Genomic DNA, 26,620 nt, shown 5'->3' with positions numbered 1-26,620 from the left:
GCAGGTGCCACACGTTAGGGCCACTTCTGCCGCATGTGCAATCACCTTCGGGCGATCTACCTGGCACCTGCCGTGCGATTTGGCGCATCCGCCAAGGATGCCGCGCCGAGCCGCCCCGGGGACGGCGGTCCCGGCGGATCCCGCGCGGCCCGGCCCGGTGGATAGAGTCGGGGCATGGCTGAAGAGGGAACCGCAGCGGGAACGGGAACGGCGCGGGTGGACGTCTGGATCTGGTCGGTCCGGCTGACCAAGACCCGCTCGATCGCGGCCGCCGCCTGCCGGGCGGGGCACGTGCGGGTCAACGGCGAACGCGCCAAACCGGCCCAGGCGGTCGGCCCGGGGGACGAGGTGCGGCTCTTCCACGCCGGGCGCGAGCGCATCGTCGTGGTCCGCCGGGCCGTGACGAAGCGGGTCGGCGCGCCCGTGGCCGCCGAGTGCCTGACCGACAACAGCCCGCCCCCGCCGACCCCCGTCGAGGCGGCGGTCGTGGGCATCCGCGACCGGGGCGCGGGCCGCCCCACCAAGCGCGAGCGGCGCGAGATCGAGAACCTGCGGGGCCGCTGAGACGGGCCGCGCCGGGGCGGGGTCAGACCTTCCGGTACGCGTAGGCCTCGCCCGCCGCCGCGGCCACGGCGTCCAGCGGGGCGCCGGTCGCCGCGGTCACCACGGCCGCCACCGCGCCCTCCAGGAAAGGCGCGTCCAGCAGCCGCGACCCCGCCGGCAGTTCCTCGTCCAGCAGCAGCGCCTTGACGGTCAGCACCGAGCTGCCGAGGTCGGCGATCAGCGCCACCCCGGCGCCCCGGTCCACCGACCGGGCCGCCGCCGCGATCAGCTCGGCGCTCGTGCCCAGCGCGCCCTCGGGCGTGCCGCCCGCGGCGGCCACCGGGACGGCGGGCCCGCCCGCCACCAGGTCCCCGGCCAGCTCCGCCACGGACCGGGCCACCGCCGCGCTGTGCGACACCAGCACGATCCCGACGAGGGCTCCGTCCCCGGTCCCGGCTTCGCCGTTCGCCGTCGCGCTCACTGCCCGGCCTCCGCCGGTCCTGCGGCGTCGTCGGCATCGGCCGTGTCGGCGAGCGCCCGCAGCAGCAGCGCCGCCGAGGTGGCCCCCGGATCCTGGTGCCCGATGCTCCGCTCGCCCAGATAGCTCGCACGTCCCTTGCGGGCCTGGAGCGGAACGGTCGCCAGCGCCCCGTCCTGCGCCGCCAGCGCCGCCGCGCGGTACGACGTGCTCAGCGCCGCGATCCCGGGAACCAGCGCGTCCAGCATCGTCTTGTCGCCCGGCGCGGCCCCGCCCAGCTGCGCGACCGCGCCCACCCCCGCGTACAGGGCCTGGCGCAGCTCCTCGTCGGAGACCCGCGCGGCGTCGCCGAGTTCCTTGCCGGTGCGCCGCAGCAGGGTTCCGTACAGCGGGCCGGAGGCCCCGCCCACCGTGCTGATCAGGGTCCGCCCAGCCAGCTGGAGCACCGCGCCGGGGGACTGCGGCGGCTGGTCGCCGAGTGCGGACCGTACCGCCAGGACACCGCGCAGCAGATTGCCGCCGTGGTCGGCGTCGCCGATGGGGGAGTCCAGCTCCGTCAGCCGGTCCGCCTCGCGCTCCACCGACACGGCCACGGCGGCCAGCCAGCGTACGAAGAACTCCGCGTCCCGCACCGTGTCCCGCCCCTCGTCCGGGTCCCGCTCCGCGTCTCGCACCGGATCTCCTCGCAGCCGATCGACGTCATCCTGCCCGCTCCGTTGTGACCGCTCCCAGCCTACGGTCCCGGAGCCCGCGTTCCCGGAGCCGCGCTGCCCGTGTCAGCGGCCCCAGCGCAGGGCGGTGGTCTGCACCGGCGCGTCCCACAGCCGCAGCAGTTCGTCGTCGGCGCGGCACAGGGTCAGCGAACACCCCGCCATGTCCAGCGCCGTGACGTAGTTGCCGACCAGGACGCGGGCCACGGGCACGCCCCGCTCCGCCAGCACCCGCGCCACCTCGGCGTGGAACCCGTACAGCTCCAGCAGTGGGGTCGCGCCCATCCCGTTGACCAGTGCGAGCACCGGACCGCCCACCGGTCCCACCTCGTCCAGCTCCGGGAGGACCGCCTCGACCGCGATCTCCGCGATCTCCCGGGCGCTCGTCACCGGTCGCCGCTCGCGGCCGGGCTCGCCGTGGATGCCGATGCCCAGCTCCAGTTCGCCGTCCGGCAGGGCGAAGGTCGGGCTGCCCTTGGCCGGGGTGGTGCAGGGGCTCAGCGCGACGCCGAAACTGCGGGAGGCCCCGTTCACGCGCCGGGCCAGTGCCACGACCCGCTCCAGAGGCGCTCCCTCCTCGGCGGCGGCTCCCGCGATCTTCTCGACGAAGAGGGTGGCGCCGGTGCCGCGCCGTCCGGCGGTGTGGAGGCTGTCGGTGACGGCGACGTCGTCGTCCACCAGCACCCGCTCGACCCGGATGCCGTCCTCGTCGGCGAGTTCGGCGGCCATCTCGAAGTTGAGGACGTCCCCCGTGTAGTTCTTGACGACGAACAGCACCCCCTCCCCGCTGTCCACGGCGGCCGCGGCCCGCAGCATCTGATCGGGCACGGGGGAGGTGAACACCTCGCCGGGGCAGGCCGCCGACAGCATGCCGTACCCCACGAACCCGGCGTGCAGCGGCTCGTGACCGGACCCGCCGCCGGACACGATCCCGACCCGCCCGCTCCCGCGCACGTCCCGCCGCAGCACGATCCGCCGTTCCACGTCCACGTCCAGCTCCGGATGCGCGGCGGCCATCCCCCGCAGCGCGTCCGCGACGACCGTCTCCGGACTGTTGATCAGCATCCTCATGCGCGTCTCCCGGTGGGGTGGGCGGGTGATGCGCCGTCAGCCGCAGGCCCGGGGCGCATCGCTCACCCCGACCGTAGGGGAGCCGGCCCCGCGGCGACAGGTGGAGGGGCTCCCGGCGTGCCGTGGGACCACGCACGACTGCCGTGGCCGGCGGGAAGGTCCCGTCGGCCACGGCAGTCACGCGGGCGCGCGTCGGCGCCGGGCGGGTCAGCGGTGCAGCTTCAGGCGGTGCACCCCGCCGTCGACCGTGCCGACGTACAGCGTGCGGCCGTCTGGGGCGGCGGCCAGCTTGGTGGTGTCGGTGTTCTGCAGGCCGCCGGAGACGTTCTCCCAGGTGAGGCCGTTGTCGGTGCTGCGCAGGACGCCCCGGCCGCCCTGCACGAGGCCGGACTCGGTGGAGCGAGTGGTGGCCGCGTAGAGCGCTCCGCCGACCCGCAGCAGGTCCGACACGTGGACCGCGAGCGGGCCGGTGTCGGCGGTGCGGAACGTCTTGCCGTCATCGGCGGTGATCCGGACGGACGAGCCGCCGACGATCAGGCGTCGGCCGTCCATCGTGAGCGCGGTCACCGGGCCGTCGGCGACCTTGGTCTTGGTGACGCCGCCGTCGTCCGAGCGGTAGAGGCCCGAGGCGTTGCCGAGCCACAGGCGCCGCGGGTCGCGCGGGTCACCGGCCATGGCGTCGAACGACCTTTCGTGGAAGAGGTTCTTCCACGTCCTGCCTCCGTCGGCCGTCGAGAACAGCCCGTCGCCGAAGATGCTCCGGAAGCTGATCGCCACCCGGTCCGGGTCGGCGGGGTGGACCAGGAGGGAGGTCGGTATCTCGGAGGACGTGCCCTTCACCTGCCAGGTCCGGCCGGCGTCGCCGCTGCGGGAGACCTCGAAGAGGCCGGTCGCGGTGCGCCGCACCTGCCACGCCACCTTGGAATCCTTCGGCGAGACGGCGATGTGCGAGGTGAGGCGACCGGTCATGCCCTCCGAGCCGGACTGGCCCCACTCGGGTCCGGCGACGGGGATGGCGGTGCGGTAGGTGCCGCTCACCGTGCCGGCGAGCAGTTGGTCGCCGCTGGCTGCGAGGGCGAGGGTGGTCAGGCCCTGGACGCCGATCCTGCGGTAGCCGGCGCCGTCGGCCGAGCCGCGGTACAGGCCGTCCTGTTCGCTGGACACGGTCACCGAGCCGTCGGCCCAGCGGTCGTAGTCCATCGCGATGGCCGCCTTCGAGGGCGCGGCCACGGGCTTCCAGGTCCTGCCGTGGTCGCGGCTCACCTGCCCGGCGCCGAACAGCGCGCGCAGGTACAGGTCGCCGCCGGAGGCGGTCAGCCCGTTGCCGCCCTCCGGCAGGGTCAGCAGGGTGGACCAGGTGCGGCCCTTGTCGTAGGAGCCGCGGATGCCCGTACCGGGGACGTAGGCCGCGACCACGGTGGAGTCGGCGGCCAGGCCGCGGATGGTGTTCACCGGCTCGTCGAGGATGCGGTGCGCCGTCCCGGGGTCGCCCTTGCCGACGCCGTCGATCCGCCAGACGCCGTCGAAGGTCGCCAGGTACAGGGTGTCGCCGACGAGGGCGGCCTCGCGGACGCCTCCGGTGATGCCGGTGGGGTACGTCGCCCAGCTGTCGCCGGCGTCGGTGCTGACCAGCAGCGAGCCGTCGACCATCGCGGCGAGGGTACGGGTCTGCTCGTCCGCGACGAGCTCGTCGATGTGGGCGTCGGGCACGTCGAGCTTGCGCCAGGTGCGGCCGTTGTCGTCGGTGCGCAGGATGGTGCCCCGGCGGGTGGGGTCGGCGGCCGTGTTCACGGCGTACCACCAGCGATCGGGGCGGCGGGCGTCGACCACGACCGCTCCGGTGCCGTTGCCGTCGGCGATCGGCAGCCTGCCGACCTGGCGCCAGTGGGCACCGCCGTCGGTGGTCAGCCAGGGAGCGGCCTTGCGGTACTGGGTCACGACGGCCTGCTTCGGCCGGGCGGGCGAGAGCGCGACGTAGCCGGCCTCGCTGTTCGGACCGATGGGCTCCCAGCGCTCGCCGCGGCTGTTGGCGGGGGTCACCTCGAAGGCGCTGGACCCGGTGATCCGGCGGCCGTCGGTGGTCGTGGCCTGGACGGCCACCAGGTAGGCGCCGGCCGCCTTCCCGGTCACGTCGGCCTGGTAGTAGCCGGCGCCGTTCATGGTGGTGGGCAGGGTGAATGCCTTGCCGTGCGGCGGCGTGACCTTGATCTCCGGCGGCGCGTCGAGGGCGGCCGGCGCGGCGATGTGCACGGTGGAGCGGCCGTCGCTCGGGTCGGGGGAGGCCTGGACGACCAGGTGCCGGACGACGAGCAGGTAGGGCACCTGGAGGGCCGGGCCGCGATCGGGGGTGGCCGTGATCCGGCCGCTGATCTCGGTGTCGGTGGCCGGACGGTCGGCGCGCAGGGTGGCGGTGACGGTCGCGGACCCTCCGGCGGGGAGGGTGACCCGCGCCGGGGAGACGGTCGTGGGCCCGCTGCCGGTGAGGGTGACGGTCAGCGGCGTCTTGCCGGGGTTGGCCAGGCGCACCTGCGCGGAGGCGCCGACGCTCTTGTCCGCCAGGTCGGCGAGGCCGAAGGACACGGCCGTCGGGGAGGAGGTGAGGGCGGCCGAGGCCGCGGCGGCCACGTCGAGCCGGCCGCTGCCCTGGACGGTGGGTCCGGTGCCGGCCAGCGGCTTCGCGCTGCCGACCAGGGCGGACTTGACGGCGTCCGGGGCCTGGTCCGGGCGCAGTTGTCGCAGCAGGGCAGCGGCTCCGGCCACGTGCGGGCTCGCCATCGAGGTGCCGGACATGCGGTAGACGCCGGGTGCGTACATGGCGGTGGGGATCGTGGAGCGGATCTCCACGCCGGGGGCGACCAGGTCGGGCTTGAGGCCGAAGCCGGTGCCCGGTCCGCGCGAGGAGAACGAGGCGATCTCGTCGGTGGAGTCGGTGCCGCGCAGGGTGACGGACACCTTCCCGGCGGCCAGTTCACGGCTCAGCTGGGCGTACTGGGTGGTGTCGATGCCCATGACGACCAGGCGGTCCATGCGCAGCGAGTCGCCGGACGCGGTGGTCCGGCCGAGGCCGGGGCGGGCCGGGGTCGCCGGGACCTCGACCGTGCCCGGGGTGGCGGCGGCGAGCACGGGCCCGTCGTGGGACGCAAGGCCGCCGAGCACGGCGAGCGCGCCGCGCTTCTCGGCCTCGCGCGCCCAGTCGATGTCGCTCCCGCTCAGCACCTCCGTACTGGGCGGGACGAGGATGTCGGCCCGCAGGATCTTGCCGCGGACGTCACCGACCCGCTTCCAGTCCTCGGGGGTGCCCGCGCCGACGTCGACGAGCGGGGCGGTGACCGGCTCCCGGGGCGGGTTCGCGGACAGGATGCCGCGGTACGTCTGGATCAGTTCGGGCTTCCTGCCCGCCAGGTACGCGCTGGGCATCCGCACCCCGCTGGTGGAGGCGCCGACGGCGATGACCCCGTCGGCGGATGCCGGGGAGCTGACGGTGCCCTTGCCCGGCCCGGAGTTGCCCGCCGCCGCGACGACGACCACTCCGGCCCGCACGGCGGCGGTCGCCGCGCGGCCCAGCGGGTCGGTGCCGTCACCGGGGCCGCCGAGGCTCATGTTGATGACGTCGGCCGGGTGGGGGCCCGCCGGGTCGGCCGCCGCCTCGATGCCGGCGATGATGTCGGAGGTGTAGCCGCTGCCGTCGGCGCCGATGACCTTGTAGGCCAGCAGGCTCGCGTCGGGCGCCATGCCGGTGACGCCCCCCTTCGCGGCCGCCTTGCCCGCGATGATGCCCGCGACGTGGGTGCCGTGGCCGTTGTCGTCCATCGGGTCGTCGTCGCCATTGGCGAAGTCGTAGCCGCCGACGACCTTGTGGCCCTTGCCGAAGCCGCCGCCGAGGTCCGGGTGGCCGTAGTCCACGCCGCTGTCCAGGACCGCCACGACGGTGCCCTTGCCGGTGGCCTTCACCCCCGACGGGTCCGTGCGCTTCCAGACCTCGGGCGCGCCGGTCAGCGGCACGCTGGCGTCCGTCTGCACCTGGACCCGGGTGTCGGGCCGGACGCCGAGGACACCGGGCTGCGCGGCCAGCCGCGCCGTCTCGGAGCCGGGCACCGTCATCGCCACCGCGTTGACCAGCAGGCCGAGTTTGCGGGGGGAGGCGGGGTGCAGGCCGGCCCTGCGCACCGTCTCCACGAAGGCGTCCTGGCGTACCGCGAGGGCCCGCCGGGCGTCGGCCACGGTGGACGCGGGACCCGCGGCCAGGGAGGTGAGCGAGCCGCCGGGTGCGGCGGCGACGGCGGCGTCCCCGGACAGTTCGACGATGACCCGCTGGTTCGGGTCGGGTGACTGCGCGCTGGCGGTGCCGGGTATCGCGGTCAGCGTCCCGGCCAGGGCGACCGTGGTGACGGTGAGGGCCACCAGGCGTCGGCTTCTTCGTGCGTTCTTGGCCATGGAGAGAAGTCCTAGTGCCGAAGTCACTCTCCGTACAACGGATCCCGGCGGCCCATTGCTGCCTGTGGCACAAGTGGGCCAGTATCCGGATATGACGAACGATCTCACCGCGGCAGGCATCGATCCGTTCGACGAGAGCGTCTACCGGGCCGTGCTGACCCGGCGTACGGCGGCCCCGACCGAGCTCGCCGCCGACCTCGGCTGCTCCCCCGTGCGCGCCGCCAGGGCGCTGGACCGGCTGCACGACCACGGTCTGGTCGGGCGGCTCGCGGGGGTGCGCCGCCGGTACGCGGCGATCGAGCCGGGGGCCGCGGTCGAGTCCCTCGTGCGCCACAGGGCCGCGGAGTTGGACCGGGTCCGCTCGGCGGCGGCCGAACTGTCGCGGCTGTTCGCGGCGGCCCAGGCGGGCACCGCGGGGGAGGAGGAAGTGGAGATCACCACCGGCCGCGAGGCGCTCGGCCGCTGGTTCGTCCGCCTCCAGCAGGAGGCGCGCGAGGACGTCATGACGCTGGACCGGCCGCCGTACGCGCTGACCACCTCCAACCCGGTGGAGAGCACGGCGCTGGGCCGCGGTGTGCGCTACCGCGCGGTCTACGCCCCCGAGGCGCTGGAGTGGCCGGGGGTGCTCGACGACATCCGCGGACTCGTGCGCCGCGGTGAGCAGGCCCGTGTCATGCCGGGCCTGCGGATCAAACTGGCCATCGCGGACCGCCGGTTGGCCCTGATGCCGCTCTCCCTGGACCTCGACGGGGTGCGCGCCGCGGTCATCCGCCCCTCGGCGCTGCTGGACGCCCTCACCGACTACTGGGAGCTGTGCTGGAAGCAGGCCCTGCCGCTGGACGTCCCCGCCGAGGACCCGCTCGACGAGGAGGACCGCCTGGTGCTCACCCTGCTGGTGAGCGGCCTCAAGGACGAGGCCATAGCCCGCCAGCTCGGCTGGTCGGTCCGCACGATGCGGCGGCGCATGAGCCGCCTCCACGAACTCCTGGGCGCGGTGAACCGCTTCCAGGCCGGCGTCGTCGCGGTCCGCCGCGGCTGGATCTGAGCGACCCTCGCCGGGGCCGGGGGATCAGGCCTCGGTGCGCCACTGGTGACCGGGCAGGAAACGCACGTCGTACCGCTGCGGCACGGTGGCGAACTTGTGCGGTTCCGGTACGTACGGCTCTGTCGGCAGGCCGAGTTCCTCGGTCGGGACACCGAGGTTCTCGAAGAACCGCTCGAAGGTGCCGCCGGGTCCCGCGGCCACGCCGACGACACGGCTGTGGTGGCGCTCGATGCGGTAGGCGTGCGGGCAGTTCTTCGGTACGAAGCCGAAGTCGCCCGCCGTGAGCAGGCGTTCCTGCTGCTCGCCCGCCAGGTCCTCGACGAACAGCCGGACCGCGCCGTCGGTGATGTAGAAGACCTCGTAGGTGTCGGAGTGGACGTGCGCGGGGATCACGTCGCCCCTGGGGCCCTCCACGGTGAAGAAGTTGAAGGCGTTCTCGGTCTGCTGGCCGCCCGCGTAGACGGTGACCAGGTCGGTGAACAGGTGGGCGCGGTCGCCCATGCCCTTCTCGATGAAGTACGGCTTCCCGGGCTCGGCCGGGATGAGCGAGCGCGAGCGGCTGGGACGGGCGAACTCCATGGTCATGAGGACCTCCGGCGCGACGGCGACGATGAGTGTCAGGTTACCTGACATGCAGGCCCGGGCGCGCCCCCGTACGGTCTCTGTCCACGCCACCCCGTCCCGCGAGGAGCCATGACCACCCCCGCGCCCCACCCGCCCCACCCGCCCCACCCGCCCCACCTGCCCCAGCTGCTCACCGAGGCCAGGCGCTGGTTCGACGACGCGTTGCTGGCCAGCATGCGGGCCGCCGGCGAACGGCCCGTCACCGCCGGGCAGGCGGCCGTCTTCGCCGCCCTCGACGACGGGGGCACCACGGTCTCGGCGCTGGCCCGCCGGATGGGCGTCACCCGGCAGACCGCCCATCAGGCCGTGCACGCCCTCATCGGCATGGGCCTGCTGGAGCAGGCGCCCGACCCCGCCTCCGCCCGCAGCCGCCTGATCCGTCCCACCCCCGAGGGGGCCCGCGTGCACCGGCGCGCCCAGGGCGCCCTCGCCGTCATCGAGGGCGTCCTGGCGGAGCGCATCGGAGCCGATGCCGTCGGCGCCCTGCGGGAGGCGTTGACGCTTCCCCTGGGGGAGCCACCCTTGGTCGAGGTGCCCTGAGCGATGGGCGGGGTGGCTGACGCGCGTCCCCTCCACGCCGTCTTTGCCGTCGGGGGTTGACGCGGGGGAGGTGTGAGTGGTCTATTACTCACATGAGTGCGACGAAGACCCGACAGCTGTCCACGGCCGACGCCCGACGTGGCGAGGTGCTCGCCACCGCCGCCCGCGTCTTCGCCGGGCGCGGCTACTACGGCACCTCGACCACCGAGGTCGCCAAAGGGGCCGGGATCTCGCAGTCGTACCTCTACCGGCTCTTCCCGGACAAGGAGGCGCTGTTCGTCGCCGTCGTCGAGAACTGCTCCCGGCTGATCCGCGAGCGGCTGGCCGAGGCGGTCGCCGAGGTGGCCAGCGCCGAGCCCGCCGCCGTGCTGGACGCGATGGGGGACGCGTACGCCCACCTCATCGCGGACCGGGACGACCTGCTCAGGGTGCTGATGCACGCGAACTGCGCGGCGAGCGAGCCGGCCATCCGGGAGGCCGTCCAGGGCATGTACGCGCGCCTGGTGGAGTACGCCCGCTCGGCCTCCGGGGCTCCGGATGCGTTGATCCAGGGCTTCTTCGCCACCGGTTTCCTCTGCAACGTCGCCGTCTCGATCGGCGCCACCGAAACGGACGCGCCGTGGACGCGGACGCTGCTGACGGGCATCCGGCACTACTGACCCGCCCGGAGGACGGCCGCGCCGACGCGCGGCCCTCTCTTTGACCAAAAGAGAGAGTGGTCAATCACTCTCTTCTTCCTCCTTCTTCCTCTTCTGCGGAGTCGCGTCATGAACGAAACGGCCAAGCCCTACCTGACCGGGCACTACGCGCCGGTCGCCGACGAGATCACCGCCCGCGGACTGACCGTCCACGGCACGCTCCCGCCCGAGCTGAACGGCCGCTACTTCCGTAACGGCCACAACCCCAAGCCCGGGGTCAGCCCCACCCACTGGTTCAAGGGCAGCGGCATGATCCACGGCCTGCGGCTCCAGGACGGCCGGGCCGAGTGGTACCGCAACCGCTGGGTGCACACCCCCGCCCTGGACGGCGCCCCGTACATCGGCGCCGACGGCGTTCCCGACCTGCGCGTCAGTGACGCGGCCACCCACGTCATCGAGCACGCCGGCCGGATCCTCGCCCTCCAGGAGGCGAACCTGCCCTACGAACTCACCCCGGAACTCGACACCATCGGCGCCTACGACTTCGGCGGCCGCCTCACCAGCGCGATGACCGCCCACCCCAAGACCGACCCGGTCACCGGCGAACTGCACTTCTTCGGCTACGGACCCTTCCCGCCCCACCTCACCCACTACGCCGCCGACGCCACCGGCACGATCGTCCGCGCCCAGACCGTCGACGGAGCCGGACCGTCCCTCATGCACGACTTCGGCCTCACCGCCCACCACGTGATCTGGCTCGACCTGCCCGTCGTCTTCGACCCCGCCGAGCACTCCGGCATCCCCTACCGCTGGAGCGACACCTACACCCCGCGCATCGGCGTCATGCCGCGCTCCGGAGCGCCCGAGGTCACCTGGTTCGAGGTCGAACCCGGCGCCCTGCTGCACGTCGCCAACGCGTACGAGGACGAGCGCGGCCGGATCGTCCTGTCCGGTCCGCGCTACGACCGCTCCGCCTGGGGCCAGACCTGGAAGTGGTGGACGGGAAGCCTGGGCCACGCGCCCACGCCGATCGTCGGCGCCACCGCCCACCGGTGGGTCCTGGACCCCGCGACCGGCACGGCGCGCGAGGAGGCCCTCGACGACCTGGTGGCCGAGTTCCCCACGATCAACGAGGAGCGCACCGGCCTGCCCCACCGCTTCGGCTACTCCGTCGCCTTCCCCGGGGCGGGGCTGACCGAGCACGCCCTCGTCAAGTACGACCACGTCACCGGGCGCCGGGAGGTGGTGCCGACGGGCCGCGACCGGATGCCGGGCGAGGCCGTCTTCGTACCGGCGGCCGGGGCCACCCGCGAGGACGACGGCTACCTGCTCACGGTCGTCAGCGACCTGGTCGCGGACGCCTCGCAGCTGCTCGTCCTGGACGCCTCCGCACCCGGCGCCGGACCGCTCGCCACCGTGGAACTCCCGCGCCGGGTGCCCTCCGGCATCCACGGCTCCTGGATCCCCGACGTACCCGGGCACTGAGCCGTGCCTCCGGCCCTTCCCGCCAGTACCAGCGCCAGCACCCCCGAGGAGACCTCATGATCACCACCCGGCACACGGTCACGATCGACGCCCCCGTCGAGGAGGTGTGGTCCCTGCACCTCGCCATCGCCGCCTGGCCCGAGTGGAACCAGGGCATCGACACGGCCGTCATCGAGGGGGAGCCCTGCGTGGGCGCCACCTTCCGCTGGCTCACGCACGGCCTCGACATCACCTCCACGATCACCGCCGTCGACCCCGGCCGGAGCATCGGCTGGAGCGGTCCCGCCGCGGGGATCGACGGGATCCACCACTGGACCTTCGACCCCGCCCCGGGCGGCGGGACCCTGGTCACCACCGAGGAGTCCTGGGCGGGCCCGCCCGTGGACGCCGACCCGGACGCCCTGCTGACGGCCCTCGACGCCTCCTTGACCGCCTGGCTGGCCGATCTGAAGGCCACGGCCGAAGCGCGGGCGGCGCGGGTGGCCGGGCGCGCGGGCGCGGCGCCGCGGGGCTGACCACCGGCGACGCGGTCCGGTCACCGTCCCCCGGGGTCCGGTCACCGTCCCCCGGGGTCCGGTCACCGTCCCCCGGGGTCCGGTCACCGTCCCCCGGGGTCCGCGGCGCCCGGGGGGTTCGGGCCGCCCTCCGCCGGCGCGGGCAGCGCGGTGCCCGTGATCCGGTGGACGCGCAGGGCGAGCTGGATCTCCAGGGCGCGGGAGGGGGTGTTCCAGCTCTCGCCCAGGAGCCGGCGGATCCGGTCCAGCCGCTGTACGACGGTGTTGACGTGGACGTGCAGCGCGTCCTTCGCCTTGGCCAGGCTGGCGCCGTGGGCGAAGTACGCCTCCAGGGTCCGGATCAGCTCGGTCCCGCGCCGGCGGTCGTAGTCCAGGACGGGGCCGAGCACGTCCTCCACGTAACCGCCCACGTCGGCGCGTTCGCCCAGCAGGATCCCGAGGAAGCCCAGATCGGGCAGGGCCGCGCCGTGCCCGGTGCGGCCCAGCGCGTGCAGGGCCTCCAGGCAGCGCGACGCCTCCGCGTACGTCGCGGGCAGGGCGGCGGGCCCGGTCGCCGGGCCGGCGGACCCCACGGTGACCGGGCTGCCGAGGACCTGCCCCAGGTCCTCGGCCAGTGACCGGGCCAGCGGACCCGGCGCCGCGGCCTGCGCGAGGAGCACCACCCGGCCCTCGTGCACGGCGGCGAGGCCCTCCAGGGCCCGCGCCCGGCGAGCGCCCTCCGCGGCCAGCCGGGCCCGCGGCGCGGCGTCGCAGTGCAGCACCAGCACGGCGTGCGGCCGGCTCAGGTCGACGCCGAGCTTGCGGGCCCGCAGGGCCCGGCCGTCGGGATCCCGGACCCGGCCGTCCGGCCCGGCGGACAGCAGATCGCCGAGCAGTTCGCCGCGCACCCGGTCCTCGGCCTGCGCCAGGGACCGGCGCAACAGCAGGAGCAACGCCGTGACGAGCGCGCTGCGTTCGAAGAGGCGGCGGTCAGAGTCCGGCAGGTCCGGGCGGCCGGTCAGGCTGATGCTGCCGAGCAGTTCGGGCCCGGCCAGGACCGCGCAGACCCATGTACCGCCCACCCGCACCGCCCGGCCGCCGGACCGGGAGGCCGCGACCCCCTGCTCCCGCGCGGCGCCGGGCCCTCCGGTGCGGGGCGGGAAGGCGACGGACGGATCGTGGGCGTCCCGCGTGTCGGGGTCCCGCGCACCGGTGTCGGGGGCACCGGCGTCCGGGCCGCCGGGGATGGGCGCCGCGGCGACCCGGGCGAGCTCGCTGCCGTCGGAGTCGTGGACCACCAGGCCGCCGCCCAGCAGGGCCGCGACCTCGCGGGCCAGGTCGGCCGTGTCGGCGCCGCGCAGCACCAGTTCGGTCAGCCGGTCGTGGGTCTCGGCCGCCAGCCGCATCGCCTCGCTGTGCGCGCGTACGGTGTCGTTCGCCACGCCGAGGTCGACGAGGGCCGCGCGGGTCTCCTCCAGCAGCCGGGCGCTGTCGATGGCCACGGCCGCGTGGTCGGCGAGCGAGGAGAGCAGCGCGACGGCCTCGGGCGCGAAGTCGCGGACCGCGCGGTCGGCGGCGTACAGCACCCCGATGACCCGGTGGCCGACCCGCAGGGGCACCCCGAGGATCCCGCGCAGCCCCTCCTCGCGCACCCCGCTGTCGATGGCGGGGGTGTGCCGGAAACGGCCGTCCACGCGGTAGTCGGCGGAGGCGTACGGCCGTGCGCTCTGCGCGACCAGACCGCCGAGCCCCTCGCCCATGCCCAGGCGCAGCTGCTGGAACGCGGCCGAGACGGACCCGTCGGTGACCCGCATGTACGTGTCCCCGGCGGCCGGGTCGTTGAGGGTGAGGTAGGTGACGTCCGTCCCCAGCAGCAGCCTGGCCCGGTGCACGATGGCCCGCAGGACCGCGTCCAGATCGCGCAGGGCGGCCAGGTCGCCCGCGGTGTCGAACAGGGCGGTGAGTTCCGCCTCGCGGCGCCGGTGCTGGTCGAGCGTGTGGCGGATGTCCAGGGCGACCCGGGTCGCCTCCTCCACGAGCGCCTGCTCCGCGGCCCCGGCCCCGGCGGCGCGGGCGTCCGCCGCGGGCCGGGCGAAGTGTTCGAGCGGAGCGCCGCGGTCGAGCAGGCCGAGGAGCTCCCGCAGCGCGGCCGCGGCCGGGGCCGCAGCCGTGGGCGGCGCCTCCTCCGTCGGAGCGGCGCCGCCGGCTCTTCCCACCGAGGTCATACGGGAGTCCCTTCCCCTGGGGCCCGGTCCGCGGACGCGGCCCGGGCCCGGTCAGGCGGCCCGCTGGGTCTGCGCCGCCTTGCGCCCGGCCCGTCCGGACGCCCCGGGCGCCGAGGTGTCGCTCACGGTACGCGCCAGGTCGCGGCCGCGGGTCTCCTTGGCGAAGGCGACCGTGAGGGTGGTCACCACGGCGGCCGCGCAGAGGTAGAGCGACACCGGGACGGAGGAACCGTAGTCCTTGAGCAGTTCGACGGCGATGATCGGCGCCAGTGCCCCGGCGACGATCGAGGCGAGCTGCGAACCCATCGAGGCGCCGGAATAGCGGACCTTGGTGTCGAACATCTCGGAGATGAACGCCGCCTGCGGTCCGTACATCGCGCCGTGCAGCAGCAGCCCGACGGTGACGGCCGCGGCGATCACGGGGAACGACTCCGTGTCGAGCAGGGCGAAGAACCCGAAGGCCCACAGGGCCATGCCCACGGACCCGATCAGGGTCACCGGGCGCCGCCCGATGCGGTCGGAGAGCGCGCCCCAGGCGGGGATGGTGACGAAGTGGACGGCGGAGCCGATCAGGACCGCGTCCAGTGCGGTGGTCTTGGGCAGACCGAGGTGCGCGGTGACGTACACGAGGAGGAAGGAGGTCAGGACGTAGTACGAGATGTTCTCGCCGAAGCGGGTTCCGATGGCGGTCAGCACCTGGCGCCAGTCCCGGCGGAACACCTGGATGACGGGGGCCTGTTCCCGGGCCCCCGCGGCCGCCTCCGCATCGGCCTTGGCGCGGGCGGCGAGGAAGACGGGGGACTCGGAGACCGAGAGCCGGATCCACAGTCCGACGGCCACCAGGACGCCGGAGAGCAGGAACGGGATCCGCCACCCCCACGCCAGGAACGCGGCGTCCGACTGGAGGGAGGCGAGCAGCGCGAGGACCCCGGTGGCCAGCAGGTTCCCGCCCGGCGCCCCGGACTGCGGCCAGGAGGCCCAGAAGCCCCGGTGCTCCGCCCCGCCGTGCTCCGAGACGATCAGCACGGCGCCGCCCCACTCCCCGCCGAGCGCGAACCCCTGCACCAGCCGCAGCAGCGTGAGCAGCACCGGCGCACCGACCCCGATGCTCGCGTGCGTCGGCAGCAGCCCCATGGCGAACGTCGCCCCGCCCATCATGAGCAGACTGAGCACCAGCAGCTTCTTGCGCCCGACCTTGTCACCGAAGTGCCCGAACACGACCCCGCCCAGCGGCCGCGCCAGGAACCCGATCGCGTAGGTGAGGAAGGCGATCAGCGTCCCGGTCAGCGGATCGGCCGTGGGAAAGAACAGCTTGTTGAACACGAGCGCCGCGGCGGTGCCGTAGAGAAAGAAGTCGTACCACTCGATGGTGGTCCCGACGAGGCTGGCGGCGACGATCCGCCGGATGCCGGATGGGGTCTGCGGGACGGTTCCGGGGGAGACCATGTGCACCACTTCCAGGGAGTCTGCGGGGACGTCGGGGGTGGCCACAACGTAGAAGTCCCCAGCTCACGGGCATATGTGGGCCGCCCTCACAATCCGGCTACGACTGATGTGCCCGCGCACTACATGGCTCGACTATCGGCCCCGGAACCCCTCCGGAACGGGGTCGTGAGACCCTGCCGGAATTGCAGAGCTCGCCCCATTTTGGGGAGGCGGTACTCCCTCCCGTGCTGGTTTGGTGCTGGTTACGCTGCGTTGAGCGGGTCGAGGCAGGGTCAGCCCTGCGCTTGGAGGAAGGCGTCAGCGTGGACATGGCCGTACTCGTCGCGACTGTGGAGCAGGACGGCGACTACACGGCCCGTCCGGCCGACTGATGCAACAACGTCGATCGGCGGCAGCAGCCTCGTTTGCGCGGTCCGGCCAAAGAGCCTTGCGGCCGTGCCACCCGGCGGCCGCAGCGCGATGTGCTGGCCCGATCGGACCGAGTGGTGGGTTGCCGTCGGTACCGCGCTGCCGGACGTAGGCCGCTTGGCTGATGCGGCTGAGCCCGTAGGTGAGGCGCACCGGACCGGCTGACTCGTACACTTCGTACGACTTCACCCCCTGGCCGTCGGCGTGATGAAGGTGCCCCGGCCCGCGACCGGAGGCGGACGCGTCTCCCTGGATGGAGTTCACACGGGCCGGCTCCGGACGACGCCAGCCCAGTTGCCGCCGTGGCCTGCAATGCGGACGGTCAGCGCGACGCCGTGGTGAGGGTGGTCGTGCGGGTCCCGAAGGCCCCAGGCTCGCGCGGGCTCCGGTGGCGCGGTCAGGCTAGGCAGTGTCTGATGGCTCTTTGATGAGGTCGCGGAGCCAGATCACGATGGCGGCGGTGGCCAGGGTGCCGTTGAAGATGTGGTCGCGTTTGTCGTACCGGGTTGCGACGGCCCGATGCTGTTTCAGTTTGCCGATGCAGCGTTCGACGGTGCTGCGTTGGCCGTACTGCTCACGGTCGAAGGCCGGCGGGCGGCCACCGGCCCGGCCGCGCCGGCGGCGCTTCGCGCGTTGGTCGTCCGGCTGCGCGATCGTCGCCTTCATCCCGCGTTTGCGCAGGTAGACGCGGTTGGCGCGACTCGAGTGGGCCTTGTCGCCGCGGGCCCGGTCCGGGCGGGTGCGGGGACGCCCGGTCCCGGTGCGGGCCACGCTCAGGGCCTGCATGAGCGGGATGAACATCGGACTGTCCCCGCGCTGGCCCGGCGAGGTCAGCCATACCAGCGGCCGGCAGCGGTCATCCGCCAGGAAATGGACACCTTGCTGGTCAGTCCGCCCCGGGAGCGTCCCAGGGCCTCACGGTGCTCTGGATCCACACGTGTGCCACTCCCTTTTCGGGGTGGTCGGCCGGGGGTGCGTGCCGGGCCCCGGCCGCGTGCTGGTGGGCCCGGCACATGGTGGAGTCGACGTTGACCGCCCACGCACCGTCCGCGTCCCGGGCGGTGGCATCGGCGCCGGCTTGCAACGCTCGCAGGATCTTCGACCAGGTGCCGTCGGCCGACCAGCGGCGGTGGCGTTCGTAGACGGTCTGCCAGGATCCGTAGCGTACGGGCAGGTCACGCCGGGGAATCCCCGTCCGGGTCCGGTAGAGGACACCGTTGACCACGGTGCGGTGATCCGCCCACCGCCCACCCGGCCCGCCCGTCTCCGGCAGCAGCGGAGCTATGTGTTCCCACTGAGCATTCGTCAGTTCATGCCGACGCACGATGACCGACCCATGCCCGGAACAGCGGTAGATCCACCACCCCGGGCAAGAACCATCAGACACTGCCTAGCCCTGCCTGTCAGCGCTTCGTCAAGCTCACCCGTACGTAGTTGTCTTGATGACGGCCAGACCTGGCCGGCGGATCGAACGGCCGCGGTCCCCTTCGCCCTGGTGGCGGGCGCAGCGCTGCCGCCGTTCAGCGTTCGACGGTCACGGCGGTGGCGGCGATGCCGTCGCGTACCAGCCACCGGCCGGTGAACCCGTTTAGCTGCCGGCCGTCGACCGTCGGCCCGGGCACGAGCAACCGCGCCCTGAACCGGCCGTCCGGCTGGAAGACGATGTTCGCCTCCTCGAAGCCCAGCCAGCGCCGCGTGAGCGGGAACCACGCCTTGTAGACGGCCTCCTTGGCACAGAACAGCAGTCGGTCCCACGGGATGTCGGACCGGGTCAGTGCCAGGGCGGCCAGCGGCCCGCGTTCCGCCTTGATCGTCACCGCCTCGAACACGCCCTTCGGCAGGGGAAGAGCGGGCTCGGCGTCGATGCCCAGTGAGGCCACGTCCGCCTCGGGCGCGACCGTCGCGGCGTGGTAGCCGCCACAGTGGGTCATGCTGCCGACGACACCGGGCGGCCATCCCGGCGCACCGCGCTCACCGGGCACAAGGGCCACCGGCCCGAATCCGAGGCCGGCCAGCGCGCGCCGCGCGCAGAAACGCACGGAGGTGAACTCTCGGCGCCGCTCGTCGACGGCCTTCGCGATCGCCTCCTCTTCTTCGGCGAACAGCCGCGCCTCGGGGTATCGGTCGGCGTCCAGGACGTCGCCGAAGACGTCCACCGACACGGCGGAGGACGGCAGTAGTTTGCCTATCAGCCCGGCCGACTGCGGCACCGACGCGGCCGCCCCGGCTTCGGCAGGGGCGTGTACGGACGCCAACTTCCCGGTGCCTGCGGTGGGGGTCATGCGGCCTCGACCGAGGGTCACCCCAGCCATGCGGCCCATGCCGTCCTGGCCGTCGTCTGCGCCGATGAACACGCCTGCCATCCAACCCGGAACGGACTGATGCCACTCACCTGTAAAGAGATCCAACGCCTGTTCACCACCTTGTTCATCCGGTTCGTGCACGATGCCGCCCATCGGCTCCGCTGGTCCGCATGGCGACGCCGTCGCCATGGGCTGTGCCGTAATCCGCGGTGGACCAGTGCGCGGCGTCGGATGTGATGCCTCGCACGGCGGAGGGTCATCCTCGTGCCGGGCGATCCGACAACGCGGCGGGGTGCCGTAGTCGGTGTCTCGCGTCCGCCGGGGATTGCGGGACATGCCCTTGGGTCCGAGCCCACACCAGTCATTGCCGCCGCCAAGCCGCGAACCGGACATGGAGATCACGATCCACGGCTGCAACACAGGTAGATCGCGCGGGGATGGTCGGCATATTCCTCATGGACCCATCCCTTCGGCCGCCGCAGCCCGGGCTCCTATGCGGGGCCGTGGTGGCCTCATCGGTGGCTCATTGCGGCGCTTTCTCTCGAATTGGAAGAAGCAAAGGCCGATTCGCTTCCTCGGGCGTCGTCCGCCTACCGGCGTCGATTTCCTGGCGTCCGCGCCGCGTCTCTGCCGCCGTGGTGCCAGGGCCGGTCTCTTCATCGGCGTGTCGCGTTCGTCCGAGCGCGTTCAGCCGGGCCAACTGGTCATTGGTGAAAACGAGGTCCGACGCCGCGACGTTCTCCCTGAGATGCGAGGGCGAGCTGGTCCCGGGAATAGGGATGATCGTCGGGGAGCGGTGCATGAGCCAGGCAAGCGCCACCTGACTCGGAGTCGCCTCCAGTTCGGTGGCGATGTCGGTCACCGGGCTCCCCTCGGCCGCGAGTTCACCGCGGGCGATCGGCAGCCACGCGATGAACGCGATCGAGTGCTTCTCGCAGTACTCGACCACCTCGTCGTTGTGCCGGTCGGTCAGGTTGTACAGGTTCTGCACGCTGGCCACGGTGATGTGCTCACGGGCCTCTTCCAGTTCCGCGACGGTGACCTTCGACAGCCCGATGTGCCGGATCTTTCCTTCGTCCTGCAGTTCCTTGAGCGCGCCGAACTGCTCGGCCGCCGGCACCTTCGGATCGATCCGGTGCAGCTGGAAGAGGTCGATGCGGTCGAGTCCCAGCCGGCGCAGGCTCAGCTCGGCCTGCTGGAGGAGGTACTCCGGTCGGCCGCACGGCACCCACTGGTCGGGGCGGGGCCGGCACTGCCCGGCCTTTGTCGCGATCACCAGGCCGTCGAGGTACGGGCGCAGTGCTTCGGCCAGCACCTCCTCGCTGGTCCCCAGCCCGTAGGAATCGGCCGTGTCGATGAAGGACACACCGAGGTCCACGGCCAGCCGGGCCACGCTGATCGCCGCCTCACGGTCTTCCGGCGGACCCCAGTGCCCCGTGCCGGTCAGCCGCAGGGCGCCGAATCCCATCCGGTGAACCGCAAGGTCGCCACCCAGAGAGAAGGTGGTCCTGACGGGCTGTGCCATTCGTTCCTCCTGGACGACGTCCGTGAACTCGGTTGGGGCACGTGGTGACTTCGGTGCGGGGCGCGCCGGTGACTGCGGCTGTGCCGCAACGGGTGGGCGCGCCACCTCTGGCGACAACCACCGTAACCCGGCCCACCACCCGGTCGACGCCGACGCCGACGCCCGCCCGGCCGAACCGACGGGACGGCCTTCGCCATCCGGACATGGTGGATCCCCTGATCAGGGGGCCATCGCGGAGGGCACCCGCTCGTCGGCTCTGCGGGTCACCTCGTGTCCCCGCTCCAGAGTGAGCCGTACGATGTCGCAGACCCGACGGATGTCCTCGCGAGAAACGGTGGGACCAGTGGGCAGGGCGAGCACCTTCTGCGCGAGCCGTTCGGTGTGGGGCAGGGACACTGGCCGCTCCGAGCGGTGGGGCTCCATCTCGTGGCAGCCGGGAGAGAAGTACCGCTGGCACATGATGTTCTCCGCCCTCAGCACCTCGTCCAGCAGGTCCCGGTGGACACCGGTCACCGAGGCGTCGACCTCCACGACCAGATAGTGGTAGTTGTTGCGCTCGGCACGGTCGAACTCCATGACCTTCAGCCCGGCGAGCCCCGCGAGTTCCGACCGGTAGTCGTCGTAGTTGGCCTCGTTCCGGCGAACCGTCTCCTCGAAGGCGTCTAGTGAGGTGAGGCCCATCGCGGCGGCGGCTTCGGTCATCTTCCCGTTAGTGCCGGTCTCCGTCGACACCCGTCCCTGGGTGAATCCGAAGTTGTGCATCGCGCGGACCCGCTGGGCCAGGTTCTCGTCGTCGGTCACCACCGCGCCGCCCTCGAAAGCGTTGACCACCTTCGTGGCGTGGAAGCTGAACACCTCGGCTTGCCCGAAACCGCCGATCGGCTGCCCCTCCGACGTGCAGCCGAGCCCATGTGCGGCATCGTAGAAGAGCTTGAGGCCGTGATCGGCCGCGACCTTCGCGAGCCGGTCGACCGCACAGGGACGGCCCCACAGATGGACCGGGACGACCGCACTCGTACGGGGGGTGATCGCCGCCTCGACCAGTGCGGGGTCCAGGCAGTTGGTGGCCGGGTCGATGTCGACGAAGACCGGGGTCAGACCCAGCCAGCGGAACGCCTGGGCGGTCGCAGGGAAGGTCAGCGACGGCATGACGACCTCGCCGGACAGATCGGCGGCGCGGGCCAGCAGCTGGAGGGCGACGGTCGCGTTGCAGGTCGACACGCAGTAGCGAACGCCGGCCAGCTCCGCCACGCGCTGCTCGAACTCCCGGGCCAGCGGCCCGCCGTTGGTCAGCCACTGGTGGTCCAGCGCCCAGTTCACACGGTCGAGGAACCGGGCTCGGTCACCCACGTTGGGCCGACCCACGTGAAGCGGTTGCAGGAACGCCGACGGACCGCCGAACACGGCGAGATCACCGAGATTGCGTTTCATGGTCATACCTCCCCGGTGCATGGAAAGGTGCACCCGGCAGCAGCCGGCACAAAGGACGTGGACGTGCCGAAGGGACAGAGACCGCATGTGCATGACGGCTTCTCCGCCGTGCACATGCGAAAAGGGCGTACGGACTCGATCAGTGCTCGCGGCGCCAGTAGACGCCCGTCACGTCCACCGTCTCGATCGGCTCGTCGATGCCGTGTTCGCTCCGGTAGTCGTGGACGGCCTGCTTGCACGCCGGGATCAGGTAGTCGTCCACGATCACGAACCCGCCCACGGACAGCTTGGGGTAGAGGTTGACCAGCGCGTCCATCGTCGACTCGTACAGGTCACCGTCCACCCGCAGCACCGCGAGCCGGTCGATCGGCGCGGTCGGCAGCGTGTCGGCGAACATGCCGGGCAGGAACCTGACCTGCTCGTCCAGCAGACCGTAGCGGGCGAAGTTCTCCCGCACCTGCTCCTCGGAGCAGCTCAGTACCCAGTTCAGGTTGTGGAACTCCATGGCCCGGTCGAGCGGGTGGCTGTCTTCGGACGTCACCGGGACACCGGCAAACGAGTCGGCGAGCCACACCTTCCGGTCTTCCACGCCGTGCGCCTTGAGGAGCGCGCGCATCAGGATGCAGGCGCCGCCGCGCCACACGCCGGTCTCGATGAGATCGCCGGGAACACCGTCCTGGAGTACCTGCTCCACACACATTTGAATGTTGTCCAGGCGGTGCAGGCCGATCATGGTGTGCGCGATCGTCGGCACGTCCAGGCCTTCGGCCCGGTGGTCGGCATCGAACGTCCCGCGGTCGACGGCCGGGCCTTCCGCGCCCGGACGCATACGGTCCGCCAGTTCCTTGTCCAGGACGTTCATCCCGACCGGGAAAGTCGGGTGATCTCCGTAGATGGTGTTCGACACGACGTTTTTTATGAGGTTCACATAAAGCTCGCGGGTCTGCACAGTCGAAATACCTCCGGCCGGATAATTGAACAGAGAAAGAATTTGGTTCGACGGCATCTGTGGATGCGGCTGGCCATACGATTTCGGAATCGCTTGCGCTTCTCGCCCATCCGCCGTCTGCGGGTCATTGTTTCACCGCCGTACAGCCCATTGCAATCCTCGCCTGCAGGAATCCCGGTAATGGAACGCGACGTTGGTGAATTCCGGTCGGTCGCCCCGAGGCGGCGCGGGCCGCCGTGCTCACGTCACCGCAAGAAGCCGCGTGCGTCCTCCCAGCCCGCCACGACATCGGCCTCCAGCTGGTTGAGCCGTGCCGCGACCACTTGGTCGAACCCGTCCATGAAGTACTCGTCACCGGCGTGCGGCGCTATCCGACGGCCGTCGTTCACGAATCGCTCGACGACCTCCGCCAGGGAGGTGCCCGGCCCTACCCGGCCCGCGATGTACCGTTCCGCTCCGGCGAGATCCGGGAACCCCGCCTCCCGGTACAGGTACACGTCACCCAGCAGGTCCACCTGTACCGACACCTGGGGATGCGCGGACTGGCGCATGGTTCCGGGCCTGATCCTCAGCAGCTCGGCGTCGGCGCCGGTCTTCAGGCTGTGCAACGCGTAGCCGTAGTCGATGTTCAGCGTGGGGGTCCGCTGGCTCACCTGCTCCTCGAACGCGAGCAGTCCTTCCTGGAGTTCGGCGCGTTCGGCCTCGAACAGCCTGCCGTCCTCCCGGCCGCTGTAGTCCTCGCGCACGTTCAGGAAGTCCACCGGCCGGTCCGGCGCCGCCTCGTTCAGCTCGGCGATGAAGTCGACGAGGTCGAGCAGACGGTGGACGCGCCCGGGCAGCACGATGTAGCTGAGCCCGACCCGGATCGGGCTCTCCCGCTCGGACCGCATCTGCTGGAAGCGTCGCAGGTTGGCGCGGACCCGTCCGAAGGAGGCCCGCTTACCCGTAGTCTCCTCGTACTCCTCGTCGCTGAGCCCGTACAACGATGTGCGCACCGCGTGCAGGTCCCACACCCCGGGCTGTCTGTCCAGCGTCCGTTCGGTGAGCGCGAACGAGTTCGTGTACACGGTCGGCCGTAGGCCGCGAGCCGCCGCACGGCTGCTGAGCGCGCCCAGGCCCGGGTTGGTCAGGGGCTCCAGACCGCCGGAGAAGTACATGGCGTACGGGTTGTCGGCCGGTATCTCGTCGATGACGGACTCGAACATCGCGTTGCCGGACTCCAGCGCCGAGGGATCGTAGCGCGCACCGGTCACCCGGACACAGAAGTGGCAGCGAAACATGCAGGTCGGCCCCGGGTACAGGCCCACTACGTAGGGGAAGGTCGGCTTGTGCGCCAGCGCCGAGTCGAAGACCCCCCGCCGCTCCAGCGGCAGGAGTGTGTTCTGCCAGTACTTGCCCGCCGGCCCGTTCTCCACGGCGTGGCGCAGCTCCGGGACGCGGCCGAAGAGGCCGAGGAGCCGGCCGAAGGAGGCCCGGTCGACGTCCAGCAGCCGGCGTGCCTCCTCCAGGGGAGTGAAGGGGTGGTTCCCGTAACGCTCGGCCAGCCGTACGAGCCGGCGCGCGAGCGTCGGGCCCTCGTCGGCACCGACGTGGCCGTCGGCCACCAGGGCGCGGTGCACCGTGTGGACCGCTGCCGGGAGGTCGGCGCCGGGGCGTGCGCAAAGGGCGACCGGATCGGCCGGGGCGGAGGCTTGAGGGGTCATCCTTCATGTCCAATCGTCTGCGTCCGGGTGCTCGGTCCGTTCCCCGGGAAACACGGCGGGGCGGTCACCGGGACGGCACCGTGACGGATGTGGTCAGGGACGTCTCGGCGGCGGACGGGCCCACGTGCACGGACCTCTTGCCGGTGCCCGGCTTCCACGTGCCGGCGGAGACGTCCCAGTAACGCAGTTGCTGCTCGTCGACGGGGACGGTGACGCGCCGCTGTTCTCCCGGCCGGAGCGTGACCTTGGTGAATCCGGCGAGTTTGCGCAGCGCCTGGGGGGCCTGGGTGTCCGGGCTGGCCCCGAGGTAGACCTGGACGGTCTCCCTGCCCGCCCGGTCACCGGTGTTGCGGACGGTGACCGTGGCCTCCAGCCCCCGGGCAGTGCGCGCCACGGACAGGTCGCTGTAGGCGAAGGTGGTGTACGACAGGCCGTACCCGAACGGGAAGAGCGGTGCCACGCCGGTCCGGTCGTACCAGCGGTAGCCGACATCCAGTCCCTCGGAATAGGTCTCCCTGCCGTCGACACCCGGGTAGCGGTGCGGGTCACCGGCCATGGGGTGGCCGGTCTCGGTGGCGGGGAAGGTCTGTGTCAGCCGACCGCTGGGATTCGCGTCGCCGAACAGCAGGGAAGCGGTGGCCTCCGCGCCCTCCTGTCCCGGATACCACATCTCCAGCACGGCGGCCGTCTCACGCAGCCAGGGCATGAGCACCGAGGAACCGGTGTTGAGGACGACGATCGTGCGGGGGTTGACCTTGGTGATCGCCGCGATCAGCTCGTCCTGCCGGCCGGGCAGGGACAGGGAGGACCGGTCGACGCCTTCGGCGCTGTCGTCATGGGCGAAGACGATGGCGGTGCGGGCCTTGGCCGCCGCCGCGACGGCGCGGCTGAAGTCGTCCCGGGCAGCCTCGGGAGTGACCCAGCTCAGTTCCACCGACAGGGGGGTCTGTTCGAAGGCCCAGCCGTTCATGGTCACCTCGTGCGTGCCGCGGGTCAGCCGCATCGTGGTGGTGACGGTGCCGAACGCCTCGGTACCGAGGACAGCGGACTGCCCCGCGATCCGCAGGTTGGCGACCCCGCCGACGGCGGTGAAGGCGATCTTGTAGTCACCGTCGGCGGGGACGGTGAGCCGACCCTCGTAGAAGACGCCCTGGCCGTTGGGATCCAACTGCTTCCCGCTCTTGAAGGCGGGGGTGAGCGAGCTGTCGGGCACGGGCACGCCGACCAGGTCCTCACCGGGCTCATGGACGACCCGGGCCTTGTCGCCGGCGCGCCGTGCGAGGGCGTCGACGGGGGCGGTCGCCCGGTCGGGTATGACGTGCGCGCTGCCGTTGCCGGTGACCTTGGGGTGCTCGGCGCTGTTGCCGATGACGGCGATGTCCGTGGCGTCCTCGCCGGTCAGGGGCAGCGTCCGGCGCTCGTTGCGCAGCAGCACACCGCCGTTCTCGGCGATGGTGCGGGCCGCCCTGCGGCCGGCCTCGGGGTCACGCCGCGGGCGCTCGGTCGCCTTGCCGTCGAGCAGGCCGAAGCGCTCCATCTGGCCGACGATGCGTATGACGGACCGATCGAGCGTCGCCTCGGGGACGCTGCCGTCCCGGACGGCCGTCCTGAGCGCGGAGGAGAAGTACTTTGAGTCCGGCACCGGCTGACCCAGAGTCAGCTCGACGCCCAGTTCCTGGTCGAGGCCCTTGGTGATGTCGCCGGTGGCGTGGGTCGCCAGCCAGTCGGACACCACCCAGCCGCGGAAGTCCCACTGTTCGCGCAGTACCTCCTGCAACAGATGCTCGTTGCCGCAGGCGTGCGCGCCGTTGACCTTGTTGTACGAGCACATCACCGAGGCGGCTCCCGCCCGCACGGCGCTGCGGAAGGCCGGCAGCTCCACCTCCTGGAGCGTCTGCTCGTCGACCACGGCGTCGACGGTCTCCCGCTGGTACTCCTGGTTGTTCGCGGCGAAGTGCTTGACCGTGGCCATCAGGCCCTGGTCCTGGATGCCGCGGACCTCGTGGGCGGCCATCCGGGACGACAGCAGCGGATCCTCGCTGTACGTCTCGAAGTTCCGCCCGGCGTGCGGCACCCGGATGACGTTGGTCATGGGACCGAGGACGATGTCCTGCCCGAGGGCTCGTCCCTCCCGGCCCAGGACGGTGCCGTACTCCTCGGCGAGGTGTTCGTCGAAGGTGGAGGCGAGCGCCACGGGCGTGGGCATGGCGGTGGCGGTACCGCCGAGCAGACGGATGCCGACCGGGCCGTCGGCGGTGCGCAGCTCGGGTATGCCGAGCCGTGGAACGCCCGGCAGATAGCCGATGCCGGTCATGGTCGGCCCGCCCACGGGCCCGGTGGTCCAGTGGACGAACGAGATCTTCTCGTCGAGGGTCATCTTCGCCACCAGGCCGCGCACCCGCGCGGTCCCGGGCTCGGCGTCCGGAGCGCCGGTGGCGGAAGGGGCGGTGAGGAGACCGCCGACGCACAGGGCCGCCAGCGCGCAGCCGACGGTGCGCCGGATGCGGCGGCGGCTCGTCCTCCTTCTTGTGCCGAACAGCATGCTGACGGACGTCCTTTCTGCTGAGG

At 72.4% G+C, this 26,620-nt stretch carries 19 protein-coding genes and 2 pseudogenes; 7 read left to right on the top strand and 14 right to left on the bottom strand.

All coding sequences use genetic code 11. The annotated features are described in order from the left end of the window. Positions 1 to 174: 174 nt before the first annotated feature. Positions 175 to 564 (top strand): RNA-binding S4 domain-containing protein, encoded by a 390-nt coding sequence (locus AC0693_RS24360; RefSeq protein WP_356407260.1) that lies wholly within the window; start codon positions 175 to 177, stop codon positions 562 to 564. A 22-nt stretch (positions 565 to 586) separates the two neighbouring features. Here AC0693_RS24360 and AC0693_RS24355 read toward each other — a convergent pair whose 3' ends face one another. The 4 genes from AC0693_RS24355 to AC0693_RS24340 all read right to left on the bottom strand — a co-directional run bounded on the left by AC0693_RS24355 (position 587) and on the right by AC0693_RS24340 (position 7,236). After that, the gene (locus tag AC0693_RS24355) at positions 587 to 1,024 is read right to left on the bottom strand and encodes a PTS-dependent dihydroxyacetone kinase phosphotransferase subunit DhaM (protein ID WP_478802869.1); all 438 of its coding nucleotides are present in this window, start codon (positions 1,022 to 1,024) and stop codon (positions 587 to 589) included. Next, entirely contained in the window at positions 1,021 to 1,653 is a 633-nt protein-coding gene (gene dhaL / locus AC0693_RS24350) for a dihydroxyacetone kinase subunit DhaL (protein ID WP_356407294.1), read from the bottom strand. Before dhaL ends, AC0693_RS24355 begins: the two co-directional genes overlap by 4 nt. 144 nt (positions 1,654 to 1,797) lie before the next feature. Beyond that, positions 1,798 to 2,802, bottom strand: a complete 1,005-nt coding sequence (gene dhaK, locus AC0693_RS24345; RefSeq protein ID WP_478802868.1) for a dihydroxyacetone kinase subunit DhaK — start codon at positions 2,800 to 2,802, stop codon at positions 1,798 to 1,800. Positions 2,803 to 3,009: 207 nt separating this feature from the next. Next, positions 3,010 to 7,236, bottom strand: coding sequence for a S8 family serine peptidase (locus AC0693_RS24340; RefSeq protein ID WP_478802867.1), 4,227 nt, complete (start codon positions 7,234 to 7,236; stop codon positions 3,010 to 3,012). A 91-nt stretch (positions 7,237 to 7,327) separates the two neighbouring features. Here AC0693_RS24340 and AC0693_RS24335 point away from each other — a divergent pair, with 91 nt between their 5' ends. Further along, a complete protein-coding gene (locus tag AC0693_RS24335) occupies positions 7,328 to 8,281 on the top strand; it encodes a helix-turn-helix domain-containing protein (RefSeq protein ID WP_478802866.1) in 954 nt (317 codons plus the stop codon). A gap of 24 nt (positions 8,282 to 8,305) precedes the next feature. Here the strand turns inward: AC0693_RS24335 and AC0693_RS24330 are convergent, their stop codons facing one another. Next, positions 8,306 to 8,866, bottom strand: a complete 561-nt coding sequence (locus AC0693_RS24330) for a quercetin 2,3-dioxygenase (protein WP_469316242.1) — start codon at positions 8,864 to 8,866, stop codon at positions 8,306 to 8,308. Between the two features lie 108 nt (positions 8,867 to 8,974). Here AC0693_RS24330 and AC0693_RS24325 point away from each other — a divergent pair, with 108 nt between their 5' ends. The 4 genes from AC0693_RS24325 (at position 8,975) to AC0693_RS24310 (ending at position 12,083) form a co-directional block, all read left to right on the top strand. Beyond that, complete coding sequence (locus AC0693_RS24325; protein ID WP_478802865.1) at positions 8,975 to 9,445, top strand: MarR family winged helix-turn-helix transcriptional regulator; 471 nt, start codon at positions 8,975 to 8,977, stop codon at positions 9,443 to 9,445. Positions 9,446 to 9,537: 92 nt separating this feature from the next. Beyond that, complete coding sequence (locus AC0693_RS24320; protein ID WP_356407240.1) at positions 9,538 to 10,104, top strand: TetR/AcrR family transcriptional regulator; 567 nt, start codon at positions 9,538 to 9,540, stop codon at positions 10,102 to 10,104. Between the two features lie 108 nt (positions 10,105 to 10,212). After that, positions 10,213 to 11,568, top strand: a complete 1,356-nt coding sequence (locus AC0693_RS24315) for a carotenoid oxygenase family protein (protein ID WP_478802864.1) — start codon at positions 10,213 to 10,215, stop codon at positions 11,566 to 11,568. A 56-nt stretch (positions 11,569 to 11,624) separates the two neighbouring features. Further along, complete coding sequence (locus tag AC0693_RS24310) at positions 11,625 to 12,083, top strand: SRPBCC family protein (protein ID WP_478802863.1); 459 nt, start codon at positions 11,625 to 11,627, stop codon at positions 12,081 to 12,083. A gap of 83 nt (positions 12,084 to 12,166) precedes the next feature. Here the strand turns inward: AC0693_RS24310 and AC0693_RS24305 are convergent, their stop codons facing one another. From AC0693_RS24305 to AC0693_RS24290, 4 genes and pseudogenes are all read right to left on the bottom strand, one after another. After that, positions 12,167 to 14,287, bottom strand: coding sequence for a helix-turn-helix domain-containing protein (locus AC0693_RS24305; RefSeq protein WP_478802862.1), 2,121 nt, complete (start codon positions 14,285 to 14,287; stop codon positions 12,167 to 12,169). A gap of 51 nt (positions 14,288 to 14,338) precedes the next feature. Beyond that, positions 14,339 to 15,733 carry an MFS transporter gene (locus AC0693_RS24300; protein WP_478740279.1) on the bottom strand — a complete coding sequence of 465 codons (1,395 nt, stop codon included), beginning with the start codon at positions 15,731 to 15,733 and terminating at the stop codon, positions 14,339 to 14,341. Positions 15,734 to 16,543: 810 nt separating this feature from the next. Beyond that, a pseudogene (locus tag AC0693_RS24295) lies at positions 16,544 to 17,465 on the bottom strand (IS5 family transposase). A gap of 196 nt (positions 17,466 to 17,661) precedes the next feature. Continuing rightward, on the bottom strand, positions 17,662 to 18,423 hold the full coding sequence (locus AC0693_RS24290; protein ID WP_478802861.1) for a 4'-phosphopantetheinyl transferase family protein: 762 nt from the start codon (positions 18,421 to 18,423) through the stop codon (positions 17,662 to 17,664). A 33-nt stretch (positions 18,424 to 18,456) separates the two neighbouring features. Between AC0693_RS24290 and AC0693_RS24285 the strand changes: the two are divergent. Further along, a pseudogene (locus AC0693_RS24285) lies at positions 18,457 to 18,681 on the top strand (hypothetical protein); the annotation flags it as partial. Positions 18,682 to 18,967: 286 nt separating this feature from the next. Here AC0693_RS24285 and AC0693_RS24280 read toward each other — a convergent pair. From AC0693_RS24280 to AC0693_RS24260, 5 genes are all read right to left on the bottom strand, one after another. Beyond that, positions 18,968 to 19,969, bottom strand: coding sequence for an aldo/keto reductase (locus AC0693_RS24280; protein ID WP_478802860.1), 1,002 nt, complete (start codon positions 19,967 to 19,969; stop codon positions 18,968 to 18,970). A gap of 219 nt (positions 19,970 to 20,188) precedes the next feature. Next, the gene (locus tag AC0693_RS24275) at positions 20,189 to 21,400 is read right to left on the bottom strand and encodes a dTDP-4-dehydro-6-deoxyglucose aminotransferase (protein WP_478802859.1); all 1,212 of its coding nucleotides are present in this window, start codon (positions 21,398 to 21,400) and stop codon (positions 20,189 to 20,191) included. Between the two features lie 139 nt (positions 21,401 to 21,539). Beyond that, the gene (locus AC0693_RS24270; RefSeq protein WP_478802858.1) at positions 21,540 to 22,406 is read right to left on the bottom strand and encodes a TylF/MycF family methyltransferase; all 867 of its coding nucleotides are present in this window, start codon (positions 22,404 to 22,406) and stop codon (positions 21,540 to 21,542) included. Between the two features lie 188 nt (positions 22,407 to 22,594). Further along, positions 22,595 to 24,052: a dTDP-4-amino-4,6-dideoxy-D-glucose ammonia-lyase gene (gene desII, locus AC0693_RS24265; protein WP_478802857.1), complete on the bottom strand. Its 1,458-nt coding sequence runs from the start codon at positions 24,050 to 24,052 to the stop codon at positions 22,595 to 22,597. A gap of 64 nt (positions 24,053 to 24,116) precedes the next feature. After that, positions 24,117 to 26,594, bottom strand: coding sequence for a beta-glucosidase (locus AC0693_RS24260; RefSeq protein WP_478802856.1), 2,478 nt, complete (start codon positions 26,592 to 26,594; stop codon positions 24,117 to 24,119). Positions 26,595 to 26,620 lie beyond the last annotated feature (26 nt).

The organism is Streptomyces sp. NPDC043876 (genome assembly GCF_056435825.1).
Note: the sequence above shows the minus strand (reverse complement) of the source record. Positions and strands in the feature narration are given on the sequence as shown.